Origin of the sequence: Blautia sp. OF03-13 (assembly GCF_003460685.1) — a bacterium.
GTDB lineage: Bacteria > Bacillota > Clostridia > Lachnospirales > Lachnospiraceae > Fusicatenibacter > Fusicatenibacter saccharivorans.
This window is the reverse complement of the sequence record NZ_QTVR01000024.1, coordinates 1-24,160: the sequence shown is the minus strand read 5'-3', so window position 1 is coordinate 24,160 and position 24,160 is coordinate 1. Positions and strand designations below refer to the sequence as shown.

The window sequence follows — 24,160 nt, the reverse complement described above, 5'->3', positions numbered from 1 at the left end:
GTCCTGCCCGGCATCCTCGTCCTCAAACCGTAGACGTCGGGACGGTGCGGGGGAAGGCCCTTCCCGTTCAGCCGGTCCGGGGCGATTGCTCCCGGTATCCTCCGTCGGCCCCGGCCTTTGAAAATTCCGTTTATCCGGTTTCTTTCCGATGATGTATCCCTCCTTTCCAAACCTCGGGCCATCATGGCCCGAAGTGCGTTATGCCCGGTTCATTTCCTGTTTTTTGTCCTCCGGGCGGGTGGTCATAATGGCGTACAGCTCGGTATTCTGCGGGAAGCGGTCAACAAACGGGATGGTGGTATTCCCGAAGAACAGCAACCCTTCGCCGGAATTGGTATGGGTCACATAGGAAAGCTGGTGGGGGCTGATCCCAAGCTGTTTGGCTAAAATCTGCCGGTCGCCCTGTGCCTGCGAGAGAAGCACAAGGAAGTCCGAGTTTTCAAAGATGTTCTCAATCTCCGGGCTTGCCAGAAAATCCTTCACGTTCTGCGTTAAAGCACTGGGAACGCACCCTTTTTTTCGCAGCATTTTCCAGATCGCCACACAATAGCTTGCCGTCAGACGGTCACGGAGCAGCACATGAAATTCGTCGAAGTAGCACCATGTAGCGATACCGCGCAGGAAATTCATGGACACCTGCGAGTTTACCAAGTCCTGCATAATGAGCATGGCAATCGTCCGAAGCCCGGCCCCCAGCTTTTTCAAGTCAAGGCATACCAGACGGCGGTTTAAGTCCACATTGGTTTCATGGTTGAACACATTAAGGGAACCCGACACATAAATTTCAAGGGCCGTTGCCAGCCGCACCGCCTCGCCCTCCGGCTGGGAACAGAGCAGGTCATACAGGGTTTGGAGGGTCGGCATTTTGCTTGTTTCCGGGTCCTGCAAGTGTTCCCGGTACATCTGGCGCACACAGCGGTCAATGACGGTACGCTCCACCGGCTGCAAGCCGTCCTTGCCGCCGACGATCAGCTCCATCAGTGACAGGATAAAGTCGGCTTTCAGCGCCATCGGGTTTTCCTCGTCGAAGCTCAAATCAATGTCCATCGGATTGATGTGGTGGGGGCTGTCCGGGGCAATCTCGATGACCTGACCGCCCAGCCGCTTGATAAGGGGCGAGTATTCGCCCATCGGGTCAACCACAATGATCCGGTCACGGGTGGCAAGGAACACGTTCACAAGCTCCCGCTTTGCGGCAAAGGATTTGCCGGAGCCCGGCACGCCGAGGAACAGGCCGTTGGGGTTTTTGAGCTTTTTCCGGTTTGCCATGATGACGTTATGGGAAAGTGCGTTGAGCCCGTAATAGACGCTTCGCCATCCATGCGGAGCTCCTGCGTCATAAAGGGAACGAAAATGGCCGTGGAGCTGGTGGTCATGCCGCGCTTGATCTCAATGCCGTTATGACCCAGCGGAAGGCTGGAAAGAAAACCGTCCTCCTGCTGGAAGTCCAGCCGCTTCAAGGTGCAGTTGTATTTCTGGACGATACCCGACACCGTGAACAGGTCATTGTCCAGCTCCCGGCGGGTCGGGGCCATGTTTACCACAAGGAAGGTCAGCAGGAACATTCTTTCATTCCGGCTCTGTAAATCTTCCAGAAGGGTCTTTGCGTCGTTGCTGTACGTTACAAGGTCGGGCGGAAGTATGTCCATGTCGTACCCTGACCGAGCTGCCTTCTTTTGTTCCTCCACCTTCATCTTGTCAATGTCGGAGACTTTGGCCTTGATAGATTTTACGGCGGCGGCCTGATCGACGGTTTGGATATGGAGAGTGATGGTCATTTCCGCGTCCATTTCCAAAAGCTCCGCCAGCAGCTTGTCCGAGAGCTCCGAGGCCAAAATCTGCAAGTAGGAGGCAGCGCCCCAAGTCGTCCCCACCCGGAACAGACGGCTGAAACGAAAATCGAAACTGTCCGGGGCGATAAAGTCTTTGGTGGAAAGCCCGGTTTTGGGGATCATATCCCATGAAAACCGGAAGGGGGAGCCGCTGCCGGGGTGAAGCTGCCCGTGAAGAAGCTCCAGCCGTTCCAGCCCCGAAAGGGAGCGGCACTTGACGCCCAGCTTTTTGAAGTTCCCGCAAATGTCCGCCTCTACACGTTCCAGCCTTGCCCTGGCGGTGGAAAGGTCGTCCACGTTCACGCCGAGGTCAGGAGCTTTGTGCGAACAATGCCGTTGTTGCTTTTGGCGATCTGGTTTTCCAGCATTTCCACATACTCACACCGGACGCTGTTGTAATCATCGTCCTGCATGGGGATGTTCACGCTGTACCGGCTGCCCGGGCGGCTCCGGTGGTTGAGGAAGGAAAGCTGGAACGGAAGGCTGCTGTCAAAGTAGTTGAGGCAGGCGCTCCACCCGTCAAAGATGGCCGCCTGATCTTCGGACTGTGCGAGCTGGTAGTTGATGTCCTCGTATTCAATGGTTTTGGTGTAATAGCGGTCCGCTACCCGGCACACCCCGTCCCGGTACATTTCCCGGTAAGGGAGGGTCTGCTGGGCGGTGGTGGGAATGTTCTTTCCTTTCGTGAACAGGCCGGTAAGGCCCTGCTTTTCAGGCTTTCTGCCTGCGGGCTTTCCGGCCCTTCTGTTGTTTCGCAATCGGCTGCGCCTCCTTTCTGGCGCTAAGCAGCGCATAGAAGTTTTCGGTTTTGTAAGGCCGCACCCGGGGATAGAGGAGCCGGGTGCGGATGATGTTTTTCAGCACTTTTTCCAGCGGAAGGCCATCCCGTTCATACATAGCCAGAAAGAAGAACGGGAGCATGAGGCCGATCATCAGGAACATGGCGGCGCTGTTCCCGATACTGCCACGGGAAAACAGGTAGGCCGGGAGGCCCACCGCCGCCGCGCTGGAAAAACAAACAAGCTGGCGCTTCGTTAGATTGAAGGCCAGCTTTGTCTTGATTTTGGAAAGGTCTTTTGGTACTGGTACATAGGCCATTTTGGTACACCTCCTTTATTGCTTCGGGCCAGCATGACCCGAGGTTATCTTGCGGCCTCTTTGGCCGGGGCTGTGCTGCGGGCAGCTTCGGCGGCCTCTCGTCCGCTCTGCCTTGCCCGCCAGTATTCGGGGTGATACTGCCGGATGGACTGATTGAGTTTTTCTTCAAACTGTCCTTTGTCCTTAATGCGGTCAGGGACGTTCCACAGTTTTTTGTCCAGCAGCTCCCGGAGCACCACACTTTCCTGTGCGTCCTCCTCATAGCAGATATAGCCCTTGTCCTTGAAGCCGCATTTTTTGGCCGCCGGGGAGAGAACGGCGGCTACCTCGTTTGCCACCATCGTTCCGCCGTGGCTGGCGGTAGATACCAAAAACACCCCCGGACAGAGGGTTTCACAGCTCTGCACCTCGCCCCACGGGGAGCTTTTCGGCGCATGGAACATTCCGCCCGTCCGGCTCCGGTCCGCCTGCATGAGAGCCGCCTTTTCCAAGATGGCTTTCAGTTCCGGGGAAAAATAGGCATATTCCCGAAGGACACGGGCAGCCTCCCCGCCGCAGGCGTTCATCAACAGGGTGTAGGCGTCGCTGTCCGCTTTGGTACAGCGGCCCAGCAGTTTTCCGTCGTAATAGCAGGCCGCGTCATAGCCCGTCCGTTTGCGTGGCATGGGTTTCGCCTCCTTTCTGCTTCGGGCCAGCATGGCCCGAGGTCAACGCTCCGCGCCACGGCTGGGCTTTTCCTTCGGGGGCCGTTCCGCCTTTGCCTGTTCGGCAGCCGCTTTTCCGGCTTTGAGCTGGTCGCTGATGGATGCACGCCCCACAGAGCCACGCTCCGCCATCTGTTCCAGCTTTGCCTCATAGGCTTGCAGAACAGCGGTGTTGAGCTGTTCCCGGAACTCCTTTGTGACAGGGTAGGCCATATCCCGGTAGCCGCCTTTGCCGTCTGGCTGGCTGGGCATCCCAAGAAAGAGCCCCTTGCTGCCCTGTACGATTTTCAGATTTTCCACCACAAAGCAGTCATTGAATTTCACGCTGGCAAAGCCCATCAGATTTTTCACAGGTTCGATGACCCGCACGCTTACATCCAGCTTCAACGGTGCGGCCGGGGTGGTGTTTGCAACCTTTTCCTGCATGGTTTCCTCCTTTCCGGCGGGAACAAGGTTCCCGTCCTTGTAGTCATAGCCTTCCGCCCGGAGTGCCGCCAGCGTGTCCGCCGATACGCACCCGGACAGTTTCAGATCGGTTTCCACCATAAAGCGCATGGTGTCTGCTTTAGAAAATTCTTCGGGGAGCTTTCCATAGAAAGCCGGGTGCGGCTGTCCGTCCGCACCCTGTTTGTAACGCCGGGGCATACCGCCTCCTTTCCGCTTCGGGTCAGCATGGCCCGAAGTCTCTTAATGGCAGCCGAAGATGGATTTTGCAAGACTGCCTGTTTTGAATAAGGTAAAACACAGCAGCACCGTATATCCCACGCAGCCCCAGATCGCCCCGATGGGGTCGCCGTCGGTGGCGATACTCTGGATCAGCACCGCATAGATGGCGACACAGACCAAGATCAATAGACCTTGAAAGCCCACCGCAAAGAGGGAGCGGAAATAGTTCTGCCCCATGTGTCCGGTTTCCCTGTTGGGGACGGTGGCAAACGGGATAGGCGCTAAACTTGTGAGTAAATAAATTTCAATCATACGGCCATATACGATGACGAAAATCACGATGTTTAAGGCAATCATGGTAAGCTGGATCAGGAAGGACTGGAGCCAGAGTCCGAACAGAGGGCCTAACTCCATCGCCTCAAGCTCTGTCCGCAGACTGTCCAGCACATCCGGCGTGATCTCTGTCCCGTTCTGGATAATGCCCGCTGACTGCTGTATCACATGCTGGCTCACATCAAAGACCGCCAGCACGATATTGAAGGTATTCGTCAGGATCATCACAGCCACAAAGGTTTTGAACACCCACTTAAAAAACATCCATGTGTCAACTTCATGGAGGTTGTTGCGTTCTATGAGCATCTGTATCAGTTCATAGGTCATAACAAAAGTGAGGATGACCCCGGCGATTGGCAGAATGGCAGTTTCGGAGATCTGTCGTATCATGGAAAAGACCCCGGCGTTCCAGTCCGCCGGGGTCGTGCCTACCTGTGTGGCGATCTCGCCAACGCTCTGATTGACGTTATCGAAAAGGCCATCCAGATTTCCCATGATACCATCGACGAGCAGACCTTTCAGCCATTCAACGATTGCGTCGATGATAAAGTCCATACATCAGCTCCTTTTCTGGAAAAGGGACAACGGGTGACACTTAGCTGAACAGGCCGGACAGCAGAGGGATAAGCTGAAGGCCGATCAGAACGACACCGCCGCCCGCCATGAGCTGTTTTATCCCCAATTAGGTGTAAAACTCTGCTCGATGGCGGGCGGCGGCGTACAAAAAATCTATATGGTGTTTTTAAGAGAACCGTCCCGGCGGGACAGGTCAGGCAGTGACCTGTTCCACCTCCGGGATGGGTTTGAGATTAAAATGAATTTCGATAGAAATGTGTCTTGTTTTATCTTCGTCAATGCGCTCATGCACGACGATTTCTTTGATTAAGCGGTTGAGGGTGGCTGCGTCCAACTCTGTGATGTTGGCGTATTCCTGAATGGCTTCCACCCATTGTTTTGCGTCATTGGCAAGCTGGACTTCATCGGACAGCCGCTTTCTGCCCTCGGACACTTTTGTTTTAAGTTCCGTCTGCTCGGTCTGTGTCTTTTCCAGCATGGTGTTGAAGTTCTGCTCACTGATACGCCCTGCAATCATATCTTCATAAAGCCGCATTACCATTTTGTCCAGAACCTCAATCCGTTCCTCGTCCCTTGTAAGGGAGCGTTCCATTGCTTCCCGCTGTTCCCGCTGCTCGGCTTCACAGGTATTGGTCAGGCGGTCAGCAACCGCTTTCCCGTCCATCAGGGCGGCTCTGGCACATTCCCGGATTTTCCGCAGCACATGGCTGTAAAGGGTGTCATAGTCAATCCGGTGCTGGGTGCAGTGGTTCTTTCCAAAGGCATTGTAGGTCTTGCAGGAATAAATCCGCTGGGGATGTTTTGCGTTTGTGTAGCGTATCGTCAGAGATTTCCCACACTCGCCGCATTTTATCAATCCGGCAAACAGGCTGATTTCATTTGTCTGCCCCGGACGCTGGCGGGATTTCAGCTTGTTCTGCACAATGTCAAAGCTCATGCGGTCAATCAGCGGTTCATGCTGTCCCTCCACCACAATCCAGTCCTCCGGCTTCTTTTCCCCAATCGTTCCGATTTTGAAACGGTAGTCTTTTTTCTGGGAAGCAATCGCCCCGGTGTAGACGGGATTCATCAAAAGATCTTTGATAACGGAGAAGTCCCACATATACCGCCCGTTTTCCGGGTCTTTCTTTTCCCATTTGGTGCGGGTATTGCGAAACCCCCGTTCCCGGTTCCACCATGTAGGCAGGGGATTTTTTCTTCCTCCAGCCGTCTGCGGATATAGTTCGGACCATGACCGTTCAGGGCATATCCGAAAATCAGCCGCACAATCGGGGCTGTTTCCTCGTCAATGAGCAGATGGTTCTTGTCCTCCGGGTCTTTCCGATACCCAAACGGGGCAAGACACCCGGTAAACTGTCCTTTCTGCGCTTTCAGAAGATAAGATGAATGGACTTTCTTGGAAATATCCTTGCTGTACATCTCGTTCAGGATATTCTTGAACGGGGCAATATCGTTGTTATCCCGCAGAGTGTCGATACCGTCATTCATGGCGATATAGCGGACACCGTTTCTTGGGAAAAAGTCCTCAATCAAATGCCCTGTTTGCAGATAGTTACGCCCCAGTCGGCTGAGGTCTTTCGTGATGACAAGGTTGATTTGCCTGCGCTCAATGGCTCTCAACATTCTCTGTAAATCAGGACGCTCCATGTTAAGACCTGTGAAGCCATCGTCCTGATAGACTGCCACAACCTCCCATCCCTGCTTTTCGCAGTATTTTTCCAGCATATCACGCTGGTTTGCGATACTGGCACTTTCGCCTTGCAGGTCATCGTCCTTTGACAGCCTGCAATAGACCGCCGCACGATAGCCCCCGGCAAGTGCTGAACCGATTGTTCTGTATTCCATTTCGTTCATCATAGCCATTTACCCACACAATCCAGACGGTATCTGGCTCTGTTGAACCTCATCTTCATTATACTTCAAATCTTTCTTTTTAGCAAGATATTCTTTTGTATTTGTTTTGCCGTATTTCTGGGAAATCAGGCTGACGAACACATCGGTGGCGTCCAGTTCCCCGTCAAATACGGTTGTCACTTCAATCTTGGTCTTATTTTTCGCCATAGGCAGTTATCCTCCATACATGAAAATAGCCAGACAGAGAACGGTCGGCAACGAAGTCCGGCAACGGGCTTCAAAAGACCTTGCAAACAATCTCAATCTGGCGTTGATTACTATTTATACTTTTCTTTTATTTTTCTGTTGTTTTGGTTGTCAGAGAGGGAAAAAGCCCGGAAATAAGGGATTTTCCCCGGCAACCGGCTCGGCAACGGGATAGCAACGAAGTCGGCAACGGGCTGTCATTTTCAGAATGGAAGCTCCATCTGCTCTGTGACCTCCACAAAACCGTCCATAGATTTTTCGGGCGGGTTGTCGGTGTCCGTTGCCGGGATTTCACGCTCCCAGCCCTTTTGTCTGCCGTATTCCGCAAACATCCTCGGATTGGAAAAGTAGTTCCACCCGGTAATGCACTGGTTCATTATCTCGTTGATTTCCCGGATTTCCCATTGCTTCGGCTCATCAAAGGTGTGGTTTAAGGCTTCCTTGTAGAGCTGCTTGGAGCAGACCGTTTCCCCGGTGTACTTATCAAGGTAAGCCTGTATCATCCCGGCTTTGGTGTCCTCCGGCATAAAATCCCGCTGGTGTTCTTTGAGATACCGCTGCATGGCTGGGCTGAATGACAGCTTGAACATGCCGCTTCGGTAAATCTCCATTGCTTCCGCCCACATCTGGCTGATATAGGCTCTGGAAGCGGCTTCGTCCTCCAAAATGTGAACCTCGGCTTGCTCCGGGTACACCATGACCGGGATAAATCGGCGGTTGCCGGAACGGTCAAGGGGGAGAAAGTCAAGGGCGTTGGAAGTGCCGCCGAACACGCATTGACGGGGGCGGTCTGCCGGGTGAGTTTCATAGGGAATTTTGTAAACCTCTTTCTGGCGGCTTAGAAAGGACTTGATTTCCTCAATGCTCTTGGCATTGGCGGTTGCCATCATTTCCGACATTTCAATTATCCAGTGACCTTGCAGCTTGCGGTACACGTTATCATCGTCCAGCTTCCGCAAATCATCGGAAAACCACTCGTCCCGGACTGCCAGCAGCCGGAAGAAGGTGGATTTGCCAGCCCCCTGACCGCCTACCAGACACAGCATGATTTCAAACTTGCTTCCGGGCTTAAATGCCCTTGTAATCGCCCCCAGCATGAACAGCTTCAAGGCTTCATAGGTGTAATCGTCCACATCAGCTCCCAGAAAGTGCCGCAGACAGAAGCGGATGCGCTCAGTCCCGTCCCATGCAAGGCTGTTCAGAAAATCCCGGATGGGGTGGTACTTATTCTCATTCGCCACAATCCCGATGGCGGTTTCAATCTTTTTCTCACTGGTAAGCCCGTAGGTTTCCTCCAGATAGAGAAGCAGATACTTCATGTCCGTATCGGTCAGGGCTGTGCTTTCTCTGTGAAAACCGATGGGCTTTATGATGTCCTTGCGGTCGGTCAGGATGTTGTAGGCGATTGCCCCGGCAAGCACAGGGTCACGCTGGAATACGGTCAGGCAGTTCCGTATGCTCTGGCGGACGCCGCCTTTCTCGGTGGTTTCCAGAGTTGCCTTTACTTCCTCAACGCTCTGGGGCGGCTGCATGGCGTTCATGGTGTTTTTTAGTTCTTGCTGCGTCTGCGGCTGCAAGCTCTGCCATTCGCTGTTCAAGCTGTATCACATCCTTTCCGTAGTCCATAATCAAAACCGCTTTTTCCTCTGTCTCCCCGAACAGCAGCACATCCAGCAGATATTCCACATGGGCTTGCTTCTGCAAGGCTTCCACGAACCGGGGATGAAACGCTTCCTCCGGGGAGTGCGGGGCATAGTCGGTTTTCCATACCCGTAAGAGGTGTAGATAATCGGCAAGGACACGGAAGCAATGTGCCTTTGCTTCCCGGAACTGTTCTTCCGGGGATTTCTGCCGGGGCTTGGGCTTCCTTGCCCTGCCCGGTGGCTTCCAGTCCTCATAGGCAAGCCCGAAGTCACTCGCCAACTGTGCGGCGGCTTCCTTTTTCCCCAGCCCGTACAGGGCAGCTACAAAATCAATCACATCCCCATCTGCACCACATCCGAAGCAGTGGAAACGCTTGTCCAGCTTCATGCTGGGGGTCTTATCGTTGTGGAACGGGCAGCAAGCCATCCCGTTTCTGTTTACCCGGATTCCGTAATGCTCCGCAGCCTGTCTTGTCGTAACGGACTGCTTCACAGCTTCAAATACATTCAAATCAATTCCTCCTTGTAAAAAAGAAAAGGCACTTATCATTCTCAATCTGAAAATGACAAGTGCCTGTTAAAGTTCCATATCCTGTTGTTTGTGTTTCGTCTGCGCCGGGGCGTTTTTCTGTGCTTTCTTCTCGTCAGCCTTATCCTGCAAGACTTCTTTGAGGGGCTGCTTCTTGGGCGGCTCTTTGCTTTCCTCTGTGCCGGGTGTGGCTTTCCGTACCCAGTAGCGGATGTCCCGCAGCTTCTTCAAATCTTCCTGCACCTCGGTCAACGGTACTTTCAAGTCTGCGATTTCGCCCACAAGCTTCGCCTGTTCCTGCAAAAGCTCCTTTTTCGTGCTGTCCTTATCATCCGGGTGCTTGGCAAGGTAGGCACTGGCTTTCTCAAACCGGGCAACCTCCGGGTGTTCCAGCTTGAATTTTTCCTTAGTTTTCTTGAAAAATATCTTCTGGTATTTCTCATAAACGGGCTTACATTCCTTACAGTCCGTCCGGGCGGCAAGGATAGCGTCAATCACGTTGCTGCGGGTTTCCTTTGGCTTCATCTGCTTTCGGTAGTCGGCGGCAGATTTCCCGGACGTTTCTATAAAGTTTTCCAAATCCTCCACGGTGGAAAGTCCCTTTCTCTGAAGATAGGACAGGGCTTCGCTGACTGCCTTTAAGTCTTTGGAAGTTCCACGGTTTTGTCCCGCCCGTGTCCAGTCGCTCCGTTCTGCCTTTCGTACCTCCATGTACTTCATCAACAGATTGGGAAGAAATACCGCTTCCTCCGCAGCTTTTTCCGCAAGCAGTTCTTTTCGTTTTTCACTAAGCTCGATAATCCAGCCTTTGAGATTTTTAATAAGCTGCCGGATAGACTTCATCAGGCTGTTGGCGGCTTTGATTTCCCGGTTCAGATTTCCGATGTTGGTCTGAATCCCTCGCTTTTCCATCTGCCGGACAGCAGCACCCTCATGGACGGTAGGGATAATATCAAGCCCCTGTCTTTCATAAGAACGGAGATCCACCCGCTCCGGGCGGTTGTTGGCTTCCAGATAGCGGTTCTGGATGATCTCCCATTCATGCCGCCAGATTTCACAATACTTGCGGTCGTTCCAGTCAACCGTATCTTCCTTGTGACTTTTCCATCTGCCGGACGGAAGTTTTATCCGTTCCCCGTTCTCGTCAAGGTCATAAACCTTGCGGCTCTTGGGAAGCCATTTCCCATGTTCATCCATTGCCCGCATAGTCAGCATGACATGAGCGTGAGGGTTTCCGTCCCCTTTGTCATGGATGGCAAAATCCACGCACATTCCTTTGGAAACAAACTGCTGATTGCAGAAATCCCGGACAAGGGCGGCGTACTGGTCGGGCGGTATCTCTCTGGGAATGGAAAGCACCCACCGCCTTGCAAGCTGGGAGTTCCATTGCTTCTCAACAGCTTCGGCGGCGTTCCATAAGGTATTGCGGTCTGCATACTCTGGCGGGGCATTTGCCGGGAGCAGGATTTCATTATGGACGATACCACGCTTTTCTGGGTAGTGCTTCACTTGCTGGTCGTATTCACAGAACAGCTTTTCGCCGCTTTGGTAAGCAGCGGCGGCAACAGCAGACTGGCGGTTGCTACGCTGGACGATGGAGATTTGATTGTGTGGACAGGGCATTTAGTGTTCCTCCTTTCCGATTTTAGGTATAAAAAAAGCAGGAGACCTTTTTCAGATTTCCTGCTTGGTGTGCCGCTGGGGGCGGCGGGTATTTAGTTAAAATTCAAGATTACTTAACTTTATAATAGTTTTCTATTGCCTGTGCAAAGAAATCAGAAGCCCCTTCACCGTATTTTTCGTCTATCATTGGTTTGATTTGTTCATTGCGGTAATACTGCGTCTGTGCCATCATAAAGCCTTTTTCTTCTTTTATCTGGGCAAGCTGTTTCATAACAAAGCCATATTCTCCAACAAGCTCTTTTACTTCAAAAGAATCTATGTCACAATTCTGTTTTGCAATCAGTTTTTGCAAAATCGCTTCTATCCGTTTGTTATAGCTTTCTGCAACTTCTTTGCTGACGGGAGTTCGGGCAACAGACAGAAACTTGTCCTTTCCACCATACCATTCAACTACCTTTGCATAGCCTTTCTGCATTTCTTCCGAAGATACGACTTCCATATAATGCTTTTTCCATTGTTCAATGCTACCAAATTCTTTAATTGCAATGTTTCTCATATTCTCCGGCATATGCTCAAGCATGGTTTGGAACATTTCTTCTACTTCTGTTTTGGTAAAAATTGTAAAATCCATTTTGTTCTCTCCTTTCAGAATGTCATCAATGCTGGCAATCAGACGTTCCATTCGTTCTTTCTTTGTTACCAACATTTTTCGCTGTACTTGTAGAATCTGATTTCTTTCAAGAGCCGGATTGTCCAAAACAGCTTTGATTTCTTTCAAGGAGATATCAAACTCACGGAAAAATAAAATCTGTTGTAATGTTTCCAGTGCCTTATCGTCATAAAGCCGGTATCCCGCATCACTTTTTTCTGTTGGCTTTAACAACCCGATTTCATCATAATAGTGAAGCGTGCGAACGCTGATACCTGTTAAATCTGATATTTCTTTTACTGTCCTCATAGCTGCTGACCTCCTGTTCCTGATAAGGTAACTTTAATCTATGACGTTCCGTGAGAGTCAATAGGCATTTTCATTTTTTAGTATAACATTTTTCATTTCTTCTCAAAAGACAGAAAACTGATTCTGTAAAACTTGTCGGCTGGGAACAGCTTGCAACGCAAGGTGTCCCCAGATGGCAAGTCCACAAAAGGGTAGCTGGCGAAAGCCAGCGCAGGGGAAGTGTAGCGTCCCCTGTTTGATTTGGAGCAGTCCGTGGCTGCGGAAAATCACAGCCCTCCGGCGAGGAGCCTTCGGAGAACGCAATGCACCAACCTTTGGGTGGTGTATAATTGCGCCCTTAGTAAACTAAGGGGTTTCCAGCTTCTCCCGTTCCAGCAGTTTTTTCAATAGTTCCTGCGTGTCCTGCCTGTGAAAAATGAGTTTCAACAGCAGCATGACATCATCATCTGTCAGGCGTTCCGGCTCTTGCAGAAAACTTTCCAGCATACCGCCACGAGTACAGAGCCGATGCGTCCGTTCCTTTCGGGTAAGCTGCTTCAACTGGTGCTGCAATGCCTTTTCATCATTGATGGCTTTCCGCAGTTTCTTTTCGCTTTTTTCCAACTCCCGGTTGAGCTTTTCCAGTTTTGAGGTATCAGGCAAGGGCAGCGTCCTCCTTTCCCGGTATCAGCACATAAATCCTGTTTGGTTCTCCAATGCCCTGACGCACCCGCATGATAAGTCCGGCGGTTTCCAGTTCATTCAGAGAACGCTTGACCGTCATGGGGCTGCGGGACAGGACTGCGGCAATGGCTGTGATGGGGAAGCAGACAAACAGGATTCCGTTCTCGTCCTCCTTCCCTTTGGATAGCATAGCGTCCAGCATCCGGCAGTACATGACCTTTGCGGTGCTGCTGACTGGAAATCCTGTCAACGCTCTGGGAAATGGCATACAGGGCGGTAATGGTGTGTCTATCGTCATAAATTCAAAATTCATTCGGTGTGTTCCTCCTTTTTCTTTGCTCGTTTGGATAAATAACAGGGGCAGTCAATCACAACCGCCCGGAAGCTCTGCTTGCACCCATGCTGGCATTTCCGGCATAATTCGTTGTAAGTGACACGCCCCCGGTCATTGAGGTAAAAGGAAAGCTCATGCTTCCTCTTTTTGCTCATTCTCGGCATATTGTGTTTCCTCCCGTTTTAGTGTATGGTCTCGGGGCGATTTTCGGCAAAATTACAGCCATAGAGCCGCTTAAAATCTCCCGAAGTATCAGCGATAGGGTAGACTATCCCCCTATCAGATTGTCGTGTTTCGGTATCATTTCGGTGTCAGTTCGCCAGTTCTCCCCGGTGTCGTTCCTCCCCTGAATCTCACAGCGGCGTATCGCTCCCTTTGGTACGCTCGTTTCGGTCAGGGTTCCTCCATATCCCTGCCAAAATTCATGGCGCTACATCGCCGGGGAAGCATATCCCACACAGGCTGGTCATTCGATTGGAATAATCCATCGATGAACTACCTGTATCATAGAACATTTTTGTGCCCTGTGCCGTATGTCCACAAAGTAGGAATTAAGGGTAAAAATCAGAAATTTCCACGATTACGGAAAGTGTGATATAATCCAGATAAGCGGCAGCAATGAAACCGTTGGAAAGGAGCGTGTGCCCATGAAAGGAGCAACAAGCATACAGGAACGCCTTTGGGAACTCCGCAAGGACAAAGGCTTAAATCTGGAAGAACTATCAAAACTAACGGGTATTTCTAAATCAGCCCTTGGCAGTTATGAAAAAGAAGATTTTAAGGAAATCAATCATGGCAACCTTATCACGCTGGCAGACTTCTATGGGGTTTCCGTCGATTATCTGCTGTGCCGGACAGAGAACAGGGAGCAGATCAACACGCCACTGACGGAGCTGCATTTGAACGATGAAATGGTTGCACTTCTGAAAAGCGGACGGATCAACAACCGTCTGCTCTGCGAACTTGCCACCCATAAGGACTTTATCAAGTTTCTTGCGGACATTGAGATTTATGTGGATGGGATTGCCACCATGCAGATTCAAAACCTCAACACCCTTGTCGATACTGTCCGGCATGAAATCATAGAACGGTATCGCCCTGGCGAAGATGACCCACATTTGAAAGTGCTGCAAGCCGCCCATATCAGTGATGATGAATATTTCAGCCACATGGTTCTGGATGACCTAAACCTGATTATCCGGGATATTCGGGAAACCCATAAAAAGGATAGTGAGAGTGCGCCCCAGACCACTGTTGCCAATGAACTGAAAGAAAATCTGGAAGCGGTCGAAAATTTCAAGGGCAGCCGTTTGGAAAAACTGGCAGTGCTTTACTGCAAGCAGCTCGGTATCAACTACAAAAATTTATCGGAAGAAGAATTTCGCTGGCTTATTCGGATTCTCCAAAAATCAAAGAAAACGGGAACGCCTATCAACCAGAGGAAAAAACGGTAAAAGAAAACCGCTGTTGCATGGTTTGTTGGATTCCATGTAGCAGCGGTTTGTGCTGTGGTTATTACTTCATTCGTTTTCTTAATATTCGGCGATAATTTGTTTCTCCCTTTGGTGCGTCCTGTATAATTTCCAACACACCATCTTCAAGCATTTTATCAATGCGATTGGAAATCCATACATCACTAATTCCAAGTTGATATTTTCCTAAAACATTACCTATGACAATAGCCATTTTGAATTGCTCTGGCTGTTCCGCAATTTCACGAAGAATGAAACTATCATATATATCTTCTGAAACGCTTTGCAATTTACCATTTAACATTGCACGCAAAGGTGCATTTTCATTTTGAAGTTGATTCCATTTCATAGCACAAGCTGAAAGAAATACAGGATTAGCTTTCTCTTGTAGAGTTATATAGTTTCCCCATTCGCCAGGAGAGACCTCGCCCCATGCTATTTTGGATGTCATAGTATTTTCTTTTCCATATTCCCATGTAGGTAACTTAACCAAATAAATTGTTGTCTGGCAGTTTAAGGGTTGAAGTTGTTTCATAAGCCAATACATACCACAAAGCTCATCTGGATTATAGCTATACCAAATGCGAATTTCTTCCCCAGCTACATATCGTTCAATCACTGAGGTCAATGTAGTTTTAATTTTCTGTATTTTTTCTTCAACCTGATAATCTAAATCCTCTACAAAGCAGACAGACAGCATTTTCTTGAAAACATTTTTCCGCTGTTCGCCAATTCCATTATCAGAAATATCTCCCACACTAAGAGCCATATCAAAACAATAAACATCACAGCTCTTGCCTCCCAATGGAATAGCATTCTCCCAAGCAATGCGTTCTTGTTCCTGTGCTTGAAGCTGTGCTTTTTTCATTTCATCTGAAGATGGAACACTCCCGTCTTCATGCCTCATAAATATTGAAACAGCACTTCCTCTATACTTTCCCTTGCCGTAAGTTTGGGCAATTTTCAAACTTCCACAGGCACTTTCACCAAATACAATTTCAATCATCTTATATACCTCCGATTTAATTGCTCCCGTTATGAATAAATCATCTCATGCAAAACAATTTCTTCTGCCCGGTTATGAATGTTATTGCAACGCTGCACCCATTCCATTTGGTGGGTACGCTTCAATTCCTCGGTTACGCCCTCGGCAGTTTTCATCTGCTCCATGATGGTGTCTAACCGTTCCTGTGCCTGTTCGTTCAGGTCTGCAAGATATGTCCACAATTCCCCGGTCAGTATCAATGTATTCAATCTGGCTGGGTGGACTTCCCTTAAATATTCCCGGTGCATCCGTCCGTACTTTCCGATAGGGCGGTGTTCCTCCGGCAGTTTCAAGTCCGGGATGTAATAATCTCCGACAAGGATATAATCAATTCCGTTTTCCGTTATTCTTGGTTTCAATTCGCTCATGTTCCTTACCTCCTGTGGAAGCAGGCTCGTCTGGTACTAACTCAATCACATCGGTAATCTCACAATTCAGCGTTTCGCAGATACGGGCTAATGTATCCATGCTGATGTGCTTTCCCTCTTTGCTCATGTTGGCAATCATATTTGTTGTCATACCAGCGGCAAGCCTTAAATCCTCTTTTCTCATATCACGCTCTAACAGTGTGTGCCAGAGTGGTTTATAGCTGATGTGCATATTGTTTTCCTGCCTTTCTATCCATACCACCGGGGCGGCTGCCCCGGCAGGAACTTTTCTCTTATTATAGCACCAATCTTGTGAAATCACAATTTATTCTTGTAGCCTGCCGCTGATACCGTCTGGATTGTGCTCTTCCTTTCGTTTTTTGTTCCAACTAATTAGCCATGAACTGCTTCATGCCCTGGCTCTTTGCTTATGTGCGATAAAGAAGTAATAGAAGTGTAAAAAATTTTGCCGTTCCTATCCGGCACTTGGCCATTGTGTCGGATAGGTCGGGCGTTAGGCTTCGGGCAAGTCAATCTTGCCGACAAAGCTGTAATAAATCTCAATGTCCTGCCTGCGGGTGCCGTTCTCGTCATAGCTGCACTCATGCACGACGATTTTTTCAATCATTTCCCGCAAGAGGGTGGGGGTCAATTCCTCAAAGGCAAGGTGCTTTCGGACGATACCCATAAACTTTTCCGCGTTGACGGTGGCGGCCTGCGACTTGTCCAGTTCGGCCTGCAAAGCGGCGGCGCGGTCTTTCAGTTCCCGCTGCTCCTGCTCATAGTCTGCCGACAGTTCCATGAAACGCTCGTCGCTGATTTTGCCGTTTACATTGTCCTCATACAGCCGCTTGATAATGCGGCTCACTTCGGCAATGCGCTCCTGCGCCTGTTCAAGCTGCTTGGTGGCTGCGGCGGTCTTTCTCTTGCCGCCGATCTCGTTCTGCTGGATAAGCAGCTTCACAAAGCGGCTCTCATGCTTGGCGGCATATTCCGTTACTTGCCGGAGATTGGAGAGGACACCGGCGGTCAACAGGTCGGTGCGGATAAAGTGCGCCGTACAGTCGCGGGTGCGCTTCTTGTAGCTGCCGCAGATGTAACAGTCCTGCTTGCGGGTTTTGTTCTGATACCGCTGCTGGTACATCACATGGCCGCAGTCGGCGCAGAACAGCATACCGGAGAACAGCCCCACTTCATCATAGCGGTTCGGGCGTTTGCGTTGCTTGCGTAACTCCTGCACGCGCTCCCATGTTTCCCGGTCTATGATAGGCTCATGGTGGTTCTCAAAAATGGCCTGCTTCTCCACGGGGTTCTCTACACTGTGCTTGACCTTGTAAGAGGCTTCTCCGTCTTGAAGTTCACCAGACAGCCGGTGTACTCCCGGTTTTCGAGGATATGCACGACGGTGTTCGTCGCCCACTTGCACTCATAGCCGGGGTGGTAGCGGCGGGTGCTGCCCGTCCTGCGGTATTCCAGCGTCCCCGGCGTGGGGATTTGCTGCTCCGTAAGCATACGGGCAATCTTGGTCGGTCCGTTCCCGGCAAGGCAAAGCTGGTATATCTGCTGGACAACCGGCGCGGTTTCCTCGTCAACGATATAGTTCTCGTCCTCGTCCATGAGGTAGCCATAGACCGGCTTGCTGGTAACAGGCTTGCCGCTCATGCCTTTTGCTCGTTTTACTGCCTTGATTTTCTTGCTCGTATCTCTCACCAGCCATTCATTGAACAGATTTCGCAGAGGGGTAAAATCGTTGTCCATGCCGCCGTTTGCGCTGTCCACATTGTCGTTGACAGCGATAAAACGCACTCCCTTTTGGGGGAACAGCATTTCCGTGTAAAACCCTACCTGCAAGTAGTTTCGCCCTAACCGGCTCATGTCCTTGACTATGACCGTACCCACTTTCCCGGCTTCAATGTCTGCAAGCATGGCTTGAAAACCGGGTCTTTGAAAGTTTGCGCCGGAGAAGCCGTCGTCGGTGTACCAGCGCAGATTGGTAAAGCCGTTCTGCTTGGCGTAGGTTTCCAAAATCCTTTTCTGGTTCGATATGGAATTGCTCTCGCCTTGCAATTCGTCCTCATGGGACAATCTCGGATAAAGGGCGGTAATGAGGTTTTGGGTGGCTTGTCTTAACATAAAATCCTCCGTTTCCGACAGCCAGCCCCACTATTCCGTGGTTTCATTGTACCACGGAATAGGGCGGGCTGTATAGCGGCAAAAGTGTAAAATCAGCTTCTTTATGATTTGTCAAATTGCCGATTTTTGTGTAGCAGCGGCTTCCGCTTCCAGTACCCGCGCCATTTTGTCGGCGGCGGTGGTCGTGGTGTCTTTCTTGAAATAGCCGGACACGACAAGGACGGAATTGCCCATGCGGATTTCCGTCACGCAGTCGGGGCGGCGGGTGGTGCGGGTGTCGTGCTGCTGTCTATCTGCCATAGGCAATACTCCTTTCAGTCGGTAATCAGTTTCTTCATGCTCTCCATTTTCCGCTGCGCGGTTTCCTGCCGGAAGTTGTCGCCGGTAAAGCGTACCGGGACGCACATGGAAAGCAGGCGGTCATAAATCCGGGAATGGGCGGTGTCCTCCGGGTTCCGCAGGTCGTCCAGCGTGAGGTTGGTCGTGACGATCAGCGGCTTGCCGCTACGGTAACGGCTGTCAATCACATTGAAAACCTGTTCCAATCCATACTCGGTGCCGCGCTCCATGCCGAAGTCGTCAAGGATAAGCAGCGGATAGCGGCAAAGGCGGGAAATGTACTCGTTGCGGTTCTCAAAGCTGGCGGCAAGGTCGTTGAGGATAAGGGCAAAGTTCGTCATGTGGACGGGGATTTCTTTCTCCATGAGGGCGTTTGCAATACAGCCCGCAAGGTAGCTTTTCCCGGTTCCCACGCCGCCCCAGAACAGGCAGCCGATATTGTCGGCTCGCATATCCTCCCAGTGTTCCACATACCGGCGGGCAATCCCGGCCTGCGGATTTCTGCCGTTGTCGTTCTCAAAAGTCCAGTCCCGCATGGTGGGGTCGGTAAAGCCCCGGCGTTTCAGTTCCTCCACGGTGTCAAGGTGCCTGCGCCGCTTCTCTGCGGCCTCCCGTTCCTCGCGGGCGGCTCTCTGACAGTCGCACTCTGCCGGGTGGCGGTCACGGCCAAAGATAGCAGCCTTATCCGGCGCAAAATAGGCTTCTTTCGGCTTGCGGCACTTGCCGCAGTACAGTAAACCGTCCTCGCCGGTGTAGTCCTCCGGCTCCGGGGTGGTGGCCGTCATATTCTCCAAAACAGCGTTGATTTCGTTCTTCATAAACTCTCGCCCTCCTTGCATGAGTAGTCTGGTATGCCCTTTTTCGGGGCTTTCTTTTTGTCGTTCCCCGCCCATATCCGCAGGGCGGCGGCATAGTTCTGATAACTTTTCCCGTTGGCGGCAAGGTAGCGGCTCATTTCCTCGATGAACCGTTCCAACCTGTCGGGGTACTCTGCCTGCAACTCGTCGTATTCGGTCTGCGACAGAAAAATATTCTGGTATCGGCCATAGGGCGCGGGCGGCTCCCCACTCACTCCCATTGTTTGGCTCTCTGTAAGGTTGTTTATAGTAGTTTGGTTAGGGGACGGTTTTCCGACCATCATAAGGTCGGTTTTCTGACCATCAGTAGGACGGTTTTCCGGCTCTATGAGGGTCGGATTTCCGGCCATCAGTTGGTCGGAAAACTGTACCTGTGGCACACGCGGCACTTTCACATATAGGCGGTTCGGTGCGGAGAAGCCGCCCCGTTCCCGTTCCAGCAGCCCCGCCATGTCCAGTTCATTAAGCGCCCCCTTTATGGTGGTGCTGCCCTTATCCAGTATTTCGGCTATCTCCGCGATGGGATAGATAATATATATCCTGCCCTCGTCGTCCTGCCACTTGTTCTTCTGGGAAAGTGTGGAACGGTCTAACAGCAGCGAATACAGCAGCTTGGCGGTCTGGGAAATCTCCATTTTCAGCAGGAAACGGGGGTAGGGCAGATAGATAGGCAGCGGCGTGTCTGCCATGATATAATCAGCGATAGTATCACCTCCCTGTGTTTCGGGTTGATTTTGGCGTTTTGTCACGCCTTAGAACGGCGTTTCCGGTGGAAAAGGATAAATGTATCGCGTACCCTTTGACACCCACGAAAAAAGCCTTGATTTATGCGGGTTTGAAAGGCTCTAAAGCGTGACATTTCTGCCTTTGTTTCCGCTTTCTCTCGGCGGCTTTGATTTTCTTCATGCGTCCGGCGCAGCCGGGACAGTATTTCCCCCGGTTGGATTTGGGGACAAATGCCGCCCCGCAGACGGCGCAGCGTTTCCGGCTCCCTCGGTGCAAGAGGGCTGCGGCCAGTTCCCCGTCAAGGGGCAGAACAGCCACACGGAACCAGCGGCACATGAGGGAAAGGGAAATGCTCTGGACGCACACGCAAGGCTCCCCGTCGTCTAACAGCAGGCAGTTTCCCTCGTCGTAGTTACAACACTCATGTACCAGCCGCCGCGCCCGCCGATGCTGGCGGTAGTCCATTCTCGGTAACTTATCGCTCATGGCTCTGCTCCTTTCTGCGGTGCGGCTCGTTCCGGCGCAAAATCTGGTCGATGTTCCGCTTGACGGTCTGCAACTCCTTGAACCGCTGTTTCTGTTCGTGATAGGTGTTATACAGGCCGTCTTTCTCGGAGATAAGCTGCTCGATCTCGGCCTGCAACGCTTTCCGGGCGGGCAGCTTGGTAATGCCATGCGCCTTGAAATACCGGGCGGCTGCGTCGGCTATGATAAAATCGCTCTCGTTTGCCTGCCGGTATGCGTCACGGGCTTTCTGCGATTTCTGCGCCCGCAGCCCGTCACGGGCGGGCTTGGTCTTGGCATAGGCAAGTACCTGTTGCTGCAACTCCTTTTTCCCTTGTAGCTTGGTTTCCAGTGCTTTCAGTTCGCCGCTGGTCTGGCGCATTTCCTGATAGGCGGTATCAACAGCGGCTTCTAACTGCTCCGGGGAAGTAAAGCCGTATTCCTGATACACATTCAGCGTCTTGGCTGCCTGCTTCAGATTGTGTATCTTCGCCCAGTGTTCATAGCCCCGGCCTTTGCCCTCGGCCAGCTTCTTTTCAATGTCCACAAGCCGCTGCACACTTGGGGCCCCCGCAAAGCCGTCTGGCTTTGCGGGGAGAGGAGAAGCAGCGGAATGAGTGAGCTTTCCCGCTTGCGGGGAAGCGAAGGATATGGAGCTTGCGCCGACGAGTTTCGGGGCGGTTTGTGGGGCTTTTGTAGGCTGTATGCCGGTTTTCCCATGCCGGGGGTATTCGGGTATGGCTGCGGCCTTTTCTGTGGCTCTGGCGGCGTTCTGCTCCAAAACGGCAAAGACAGCGGCGCGGTCAAAGTCGTCGCCCAGCTTCCGGGCGGTAATGGGCTTCGTCCTGTCCGGCGTGAGGTAGGAAAGCCGCCCACGGCTCTCCTTAACGCTCACGCCCTCCCGCAGCAGCAGAGAGGAAAATTCGTCAAAGCTGGCGGCGGTGGCAAGGGCTTTCCGTATGGTCTGCCGCAGCTTCTCTTTGTTCGTTTCAAACTTGGTCTGCCGGGGCGTGATACCGCCTGCAATCATGGGGGCGTTCTGCCTGTCCAGCTTGGCCTGTCCTTTTTTCTGCGCCCAATACTCCCGGTCGGTCACGCGGTTCTTACTGCCGTTCAAGAGGTCGATTTGGTAAAGCCCCTCCCGGTGGCACATCTCCATGACTTCGGACTTGAAGTAGCGCAAGGCTGCGTCGGTACAGCGGTGCTTGCAACCGGCCTTTGTATCGGCTGGCCTGTCCATATAGGGCAGGAACGGCACTTCCTCTATCCGCAGCGAATTGATAACGATATGCACATGAATGTTGCCGCTGTGGTTATGCCCGTCCGGGTGGGTGCATACAAGGGCTTGGTGGCCGGGGAAATGCTCTTTACAGAATTGCTCCCCCAATGCCTGCGCCCGGTCTACGGTCAAGCCATTGTCCGGGCCGTCCCGTGGGTCAAAGCTGATGATATAGTGGTGGCTTTTTACATCTTCCCGCTGCTGGTTCTTTCCGTATCGGAGATTTGCCCGCATACACGCAACGGCAAAATCCTCCCCGTCGCAGTTCAGTGTGGACAGCCGGTAGTCCTCGCGGGGGATAAGCCTGCCGGTTTCATCAAGGACGGGCTTCATGGTAAACTCGTCATGCTCAAAAAGCAGGTATTGCTCGGCGGCTCCGTAGTCGGCATTTTTAGAGTTGATATGCTTGAGTGTTGCCAACCGCGTCACCTACTTTCTTGAGGACTTCATACTTGAGGGCGGCAAGGTCGGCTATGGCAGCGCGCACCTCGCCGGACAGCGCATTGTAAGGTGCGCCGTACTCGTTCAGATACCGGGCAATCTGATTGAGATTGCCGCCGATCCTGCCGTACTCGGCGGCCAGCTTTCCAACAGCGGAAAGCAGTTCATCATTGACCGCTGACACATGGATAACGGGGCGTATGGTCGTGCGCCGTATCGCCTGCCGGAGAAATTCCGACTGGCTGATACCATAGGGCGCAAGCCGCGCTGTGAAGTCGGCGTATTCATCTTCGGACAGCCGGGTTTTCACAACGCGGCTGCGGTGGGGTGTGTTGTATTTCTTTCGCATGGTCGTGACCTCCTTTCTTGCCGCATGAGCGCGGCGGGGATAAGCGGCGCAAGCCGCATAGCAGGGTTTGGGGAAGGCACTCCCCAACAAGTTTCCCGCGAGGGGCAAAACCGCAGAATTGCGGATTTTGGCACCGTGGTAGAAACTTGCTCTAAGAAAACGGCGAAACTCCCCCTTTACTCCTTACTACGCAGAGAAATGCAAATATGGCAAAGTTTTGAAAAACTTTTTGATAAAACTTTTCGACAAAGCTGGAAAATCAGCGCGGTTTTTGGCGCAAAAAAACAGGAAACCTTTTCTGATTTCCTGTCATGGTATGCCGCTGTAACGGGCGGCGGTTATTCTGTTGTCATTCCCCGGAAGCAAACTTGTAGCCCATACCTAAAACGGTTTTTATGTAAATGGGCTTGCGGCTGTCCGGCTCTATTTTTTTCCGCAGGTTGTAAATCACATTTGCAACGCTTGACTGGCAGCTTTCACTTTCCATGTTCCAAACGGCTTCAAATATTTGTGTCCGTGTGAGGACAATGCCGGGGTTGGAAGCAAGATATACAAGGGTACTGTATTCAAGGCGGGTAAGGCTTACTTCCTCCCCGTCTTGAAATACCCGGCGTTGGTTCTGCTTTATTTCCAGTCCCGGAAAAGATAACACGGAAGCGGTTGTGATCTGCATGGGTTCAATCTGTATATAATCAGATATTGCCGATATGATTTTGTCAATCGCTGTTTCCTCTTGTTCGTTAAGTGTCAGCAGTAGTAATTTCCCCATGTTCATTACCTCTTTTATCCGTTGAATTTAAACTATATTTTTCTGTCGTGTTTTTGACAGTAAGCAACAAATATATATGATAGAGAGCGTAATGTCAATTTAATGCCATTAAAAGAGAAAGATGGTCTGTCTAATTATTATCATTTTGTTCATATGCACTTACGCTGCGTTTGGCATTTAGGCAATTCAATATATTGTAAATTTATCTATATCAGCGGGCTAACCTCATTTTCACAAAATAAGCTAAGTTTGTGAAGCGCTCTTGTGCAGGCAACATATAAGAGGTTTTTATCATCTTCATCATGGTAGTTTTGGCTATCTGCATCACAAATTAAGACAGTATCAAATTCTAATCCCTTTGACATATATACTGGTAAGATAAACACGCCTTGTAAATCTGATACGCTCCCATTTTTAATTAATTGAATATCAAGTTTGTGTTTAATTTTATTAAATAGATAGGTTGAATTTTTTTCGGTTTTACAAATTAAGCATATCGACTGAAACCCTTTCTCTTGGCATAATTTTATTTCCTTAACAATTTCATCAATGAAGATTTCGGAATTATCAGCAATATATACTTTTGGGCTATCGCCATTCCGATTAAAACTTTTTATCTGTGAACTTTGTTCAATGAACTTTTAAACTAAAATTTAAAATTTCATTCGTACAACGGAAACTTTTATCCAACATAATAAGAGAAGATTTTTTCAGCAATATATACTTTTGGGCTATCGCCATTCCGATTAAAACTTTTTATCTGTGAACTTTGTTCAATGAACTTTTAAACTAAAATTTAAAATTTCATTCGTACAACGG

The 24,160-nt window shown here is 50.9% G+C and carries 23 protein-coding genes and 7 pseudogenes; 1 reads left to right on the top strand and 29 read right to left on the bottom strand.

Features of this window, described 5'->3' with window-relative positions:
* Positions 1–198 precede the first annotated feature (198 nt).
* The 15 genes and pseudogenes from DXA55_RS19395 to DXA55_RS14585 form a co-directional block, all read right to left on the bottom strand.
* Positions 199–2,626, bottom strand: a pseudogene (locus DXA55_RS19395) (VirB4-like conjugal transfer ATPase, CD1110 family).
* Entirely contained in the window at positions 2,544–2,930 is a 387-nt protein-coding gene (locus DXA55_RS14655; protein ID WP_117814527.1) for a PrgI family protein, read from the bottom strand. The pseudogene DXA55_RS19395 and the gene DXA55_RS14655 overlap by 83 nt, the downstream one beginning before the upstream one ends.
* Before the next feature lie 44 nt (positions 2,931–2,974).
* Positions 2,975–3,628: a DUF7007 domain-containing protein gene (locus DXA55_RS14650; RefSeq protein WP_117814526.1), complete on the bottom strand. Its 654-nt coding sequence runs from the start codon at positions 3,626–3,628 to the stop codon at positions 2,975–2,977.
* Between the two features lie 9 nt (positions 3,629–3,637).
* The gene (locus tag DXA55_RS14645; RefSeq protein ID WP_158565097.1) at positions 3,638–4,279 is read right to left on the bottom strand and encodes a septation protein SpoVG family protein; all 642 of its coding nucleotides are present in this window, start codon (positions 4,277–4,279) and stop codon (positions 3,638–3,640) included.
* Positions 4,280–4,321: 42 nt separating this feature from the next.
* Entirely contained in the window at positions 4,322–5,188 is an 867-nt protein-coding gene (locus DXA55_RS14640) for a VirB6/TrbL-like conjugal transfer protein, CD1112 family (protein WP_005927637.1), read from the bottom strand.
* A gap of 40 nt (positions 5,189–5,228) precedes the next feature.
* Positions 5,229–5,312: pseudogene (locus DXA55_RS14635) on the bottom strand (Maff2 family mobile element protein); the annotation flags it as partial.
* Between the two features lie 90 nt (positions 5,313–5,402).
* Positions 5,403–7,072, bottom strand: a pseudogene (locus DXA55_RS14630) (recombinase family protein).
* The gene (locus tag DXA55_RS14625) at positions 7,073–7,270 is read right to left on the bottom strand and encodes a hypothetical protein (RefSeq protein ID WP_002595176.1); all 198 of its coding nucleotides are present in this window, start codon (positions 7,268–7,270) and stop codon (positions 7,073–7,075) included. It abuts the pseudogene before it with no gap.
* A 242-nt stretch (positions 7,271–7,512) separates the two neighbouring features.
* Entirely contained in the window at positions 7,513–8,850 is a 1,338-nt protein-coding gene (locus tag DXA55_RS14615) for a virulence-associated E family protein (RefSeq protein ID WP_008394605.1), read from the bottom strand.
* On the bottom strand, positions 8,819–9,463 hold the full coding sequence (locus DXA55_RS14610) for a CHC2 zinc finger domain-containing protein (RefSeq protein ID WP_025544160.1): 645 nt from the start codon (positions 9,461–9,463) through the stop codon (positions 8,819–8,821). Before DXA55_RS14610 ends, DXA55_RS14615 begins: the two co-directional genes overlap by 32 nt.
* A 66-nt stretch (positions 9,464–9,529) precedes the next feature.
* Positions 9,530–11,104 carry a MobQ family relaxase gene (gene mobQ, locus DXA55_RS14605; protein ID WP_025544159.1) on the bottom strand — a complete coding sequence of 525 codons (1,575 nt, stop codon included), beginning with the start codon at positions 11,102–11,104 and terminating at the stop codon, positions 9,530–9,532.
* A 109-nt stretch (positions 11,105–11,213) separates the two neighbouring features.
* Positions 11,214–12,062, bottom strand: a complete 849-nt coding sequence (locus DXA55_RS14600; RefSeq protein ID WP_025544158.1) for a MerR family transcriptional regulator — start codon at positions 12,060–12,062, stop codon at positions 11,214–11,216.
* 345 nt (positions 12,063–12,407) lie between these two features.
* Positions 12,408–12,704 (bottom strand): DUF3847 domain-containing protein, encoded by a 297-nt coding sequence (locus DXA55_RS14595; protein WP_117628259.1) that lies wholly within the window; start codon positions 12,702–12,704, stop codon positions 12,408–12,410.
* The gene (locus DXA55_RS14590; protein WP_005924748.1) at positions 12,697–13,038 is read right to left on the bottom strand and encodes a DeoR family transcriptional regulator; all 342 of its coding nucleotides are present in this window, start codon (positions 13,036–13,038) and stop codon (positions 12,697–12,699) included. Before DXA55_RS14590 ends, DXA55_RS14595 begins: the two co-directional genes overlap by 8 nt.
* A complete protein-coding gene (locus DXA55_RS14585) occupies positions 13,035–13,223 on the bottom strand; it encodes a hypothetical protein (RefSeq protein ID WP_117536679.1) in 189 nt (62 codons plus the stop codon). Before DXA55_RS14585 ends, DXA55_RS14590 begins: the two co-directional genes overlap by 4 nt.
* A 483-nt stretch (positions 13,224–13,706) precedes the next feature.
* On the opposite strand from DXA55_RS14585, the gene DXA55_RS14575 reads away from it, so the two are divergent.
* Positions 13,707–14,513 (top strand): helix-turn-helix domain-containing protein, encoded by an 807-nt coding sequence (locus tag DXA55_RS14575; protein WP_117814525.1) that lies wholly within the window; start codon positions 13,707–13,709, stop codon positions 14,511–14,513.
* A gap of 61 nt (positions 14,514–14,574) precedes the next feature.
* Here DXA55_RS14575 and DXA55_RS14570 read toward each other — a convergent pair whose 3' ends face one another.
* The 14 genes and pseudogenes from DXA55_RS14570 to DXA55_RS19390 all read right to left on the bottom strand — a co-directional run bounded on the left by DXA55_RS14570 (position 14,575) and on the right by DXA55_RS19390 (position 23,706).
* Positions 14,575–15,537, bottom strand: a complete 963-nt coding sequence (locus DXA55_RS14570) for a DUF3658 domain-containing protein (protein ID WP_005927687.1) — start codon at positions 15,535–15,537, stop codon at positions 14,575–14,577.
* 29 nt (positions 15,538–15,566) lie between these two features.
* Positions 15,567–15,944 carry a TnpV protein gene (locus DXA55_RS14565; protein ID WP_005927690.1) on the bottom strand — a complete coding sequence of 126 codons (378 nt, stop codon included), beginning with the start codon at positions 15,942–15,944 and terminating at the stop codon, positions 15,567–15,569.
* Positions 15,904–16,176 (bottom strand): helix-turn-helix domain-containing protein, encoded by a 273-nt coding sequence (locus tag DXA55_RS14560; RefSeq protein ID WP_002593556.1) that lies wholly within the window; start codon positions 16,174–16,176, stop codon positions 15,904–15,906. Before DXA55_RS14560 ends, DXA55_RS14565 begins: the two co-directional genes overlap by 41 nt.
* Positions 16,177–16,375: 199 nt before the next feature.
* Positions 16,376–16,438: pseudogene (locus tag DXA55_RS19655) on the bottom strand (Maff2 family mobile element protein); the annotation flags it as partial.
* Between the two features lie 20 nt (positions 16,439–16,458).
* Positions 16,459–18,077, bottom strand: a pseudogene (locus tag DXA55_RS14555) (recombinase family protein).
* Between the two features lie 111 nt (positions 18,078–18,188).
* Complete coding sequence (locus tag DXA55_RS14550; RefSeq protein WP_009259633.1) at positions 18,189–18,377, bottom strand: transposon-encoded TnpW family protein; 189 nt, start codon at positions 18,375–18,377, stop codon at positions 18,189–18,191.
* A 14-nt stretch (positions 18,378–18,391) separates the two neighbouring features.
* Complete coding sequence (locus tag DXA55_RS14545) at positions 18,392–19,234, bottom strand: ATP-binding protein (protein WP_009259634.1); 843 nt, start codon at positions 19,232–19,234, stop codon at positions 18,392–18,394.
* On the bottom strand, positions 19,231–19,965 hold the full coding sequence (locus DXA55_RS14540; protein WP_025653850.1) for a replication initiator protein A: 735 nt from the start codon (positions 19,963–19,965) through the stop codon (positions 19,231–19,233). The genes DXA55_RS14545 and DXA55_RS14540 overlap by 4 nt, the downstream gene beginning before the upstream one ends.
* Before the next feature lie 133 nt (positions 19,966–20,098).
* Positions 20,099–20,485: a cysteine-rich VLP domain-containing protein gene (locus DXA55_RS14535; protein ID WP_009259636.1), complete on the bottom strand. Its 387-nt coding sequence runs from the start codon at positions 20,483–20,485 to the stop codon at positions 20,099–20,101.
* Positions 20,475–21,062 (bottom strand): annotated as a pseudogene (locus DXA55_RS19650) (relaxase/mobilization nuclease domain-containing protein); the annotation flags it as partial. The gene DXA55_RS14535 and the pseudogene DXA55_RS19650, both read right to left, overlap by 11 nt.
* Before the next feature lie 111 nt (positions 21,063–21,173).
* Positions 21,174–22,202: pseudogene (locus DXA55_RS19645) on the bottom strand (relaxase/mobilization nuclease domain-containing protein); the annotation flags it as partial.
* Positions 22,174–22,572 (bottom strand): plasmid mobilization protein, encoded by a 399-nt coding sequence (locus tag DXA55_RS14525; protein WP_009259638.1) that lies wholly within the window; start codon positions 22,570–22,572, stop codon positions 22,174–22,176. The gene DXA55_RS14525 and the pseudogene DXA55_RS19645, both read right to left, overlap by 29 nt.
* Before the next feature lie 349 nt (positions 22,573–22,921).
* Positions 22,922–23,341 carry a winged helix-turn-helix domain-containing protein gene (locus tag DXA55_RS14520; RefSeq protein ID WP_173821045.1) on the bottom strand — a complete coding sequence of 140 codons (420 nt, stop codon included), beginning with the start codon at positions 23,339–23,341 and terminating at the stop codon, positions 22,922–22,924.
* A gap of 206 nt (positions 23,342–23,547) precedes the next feature.
* Complete coding sequence (locus tag DXA55_RS19390; RefSeq protein ID WP_242996502.1) at positions 23,548–23,706, bottom strand: ATP-binding domain-containing protein; 159 nt, start codon at positions 23,704–23,706, stop codon at positions 23,548–23,550.
* Positions 23,707–24,160: the final 454 nt, after the last annotated feature.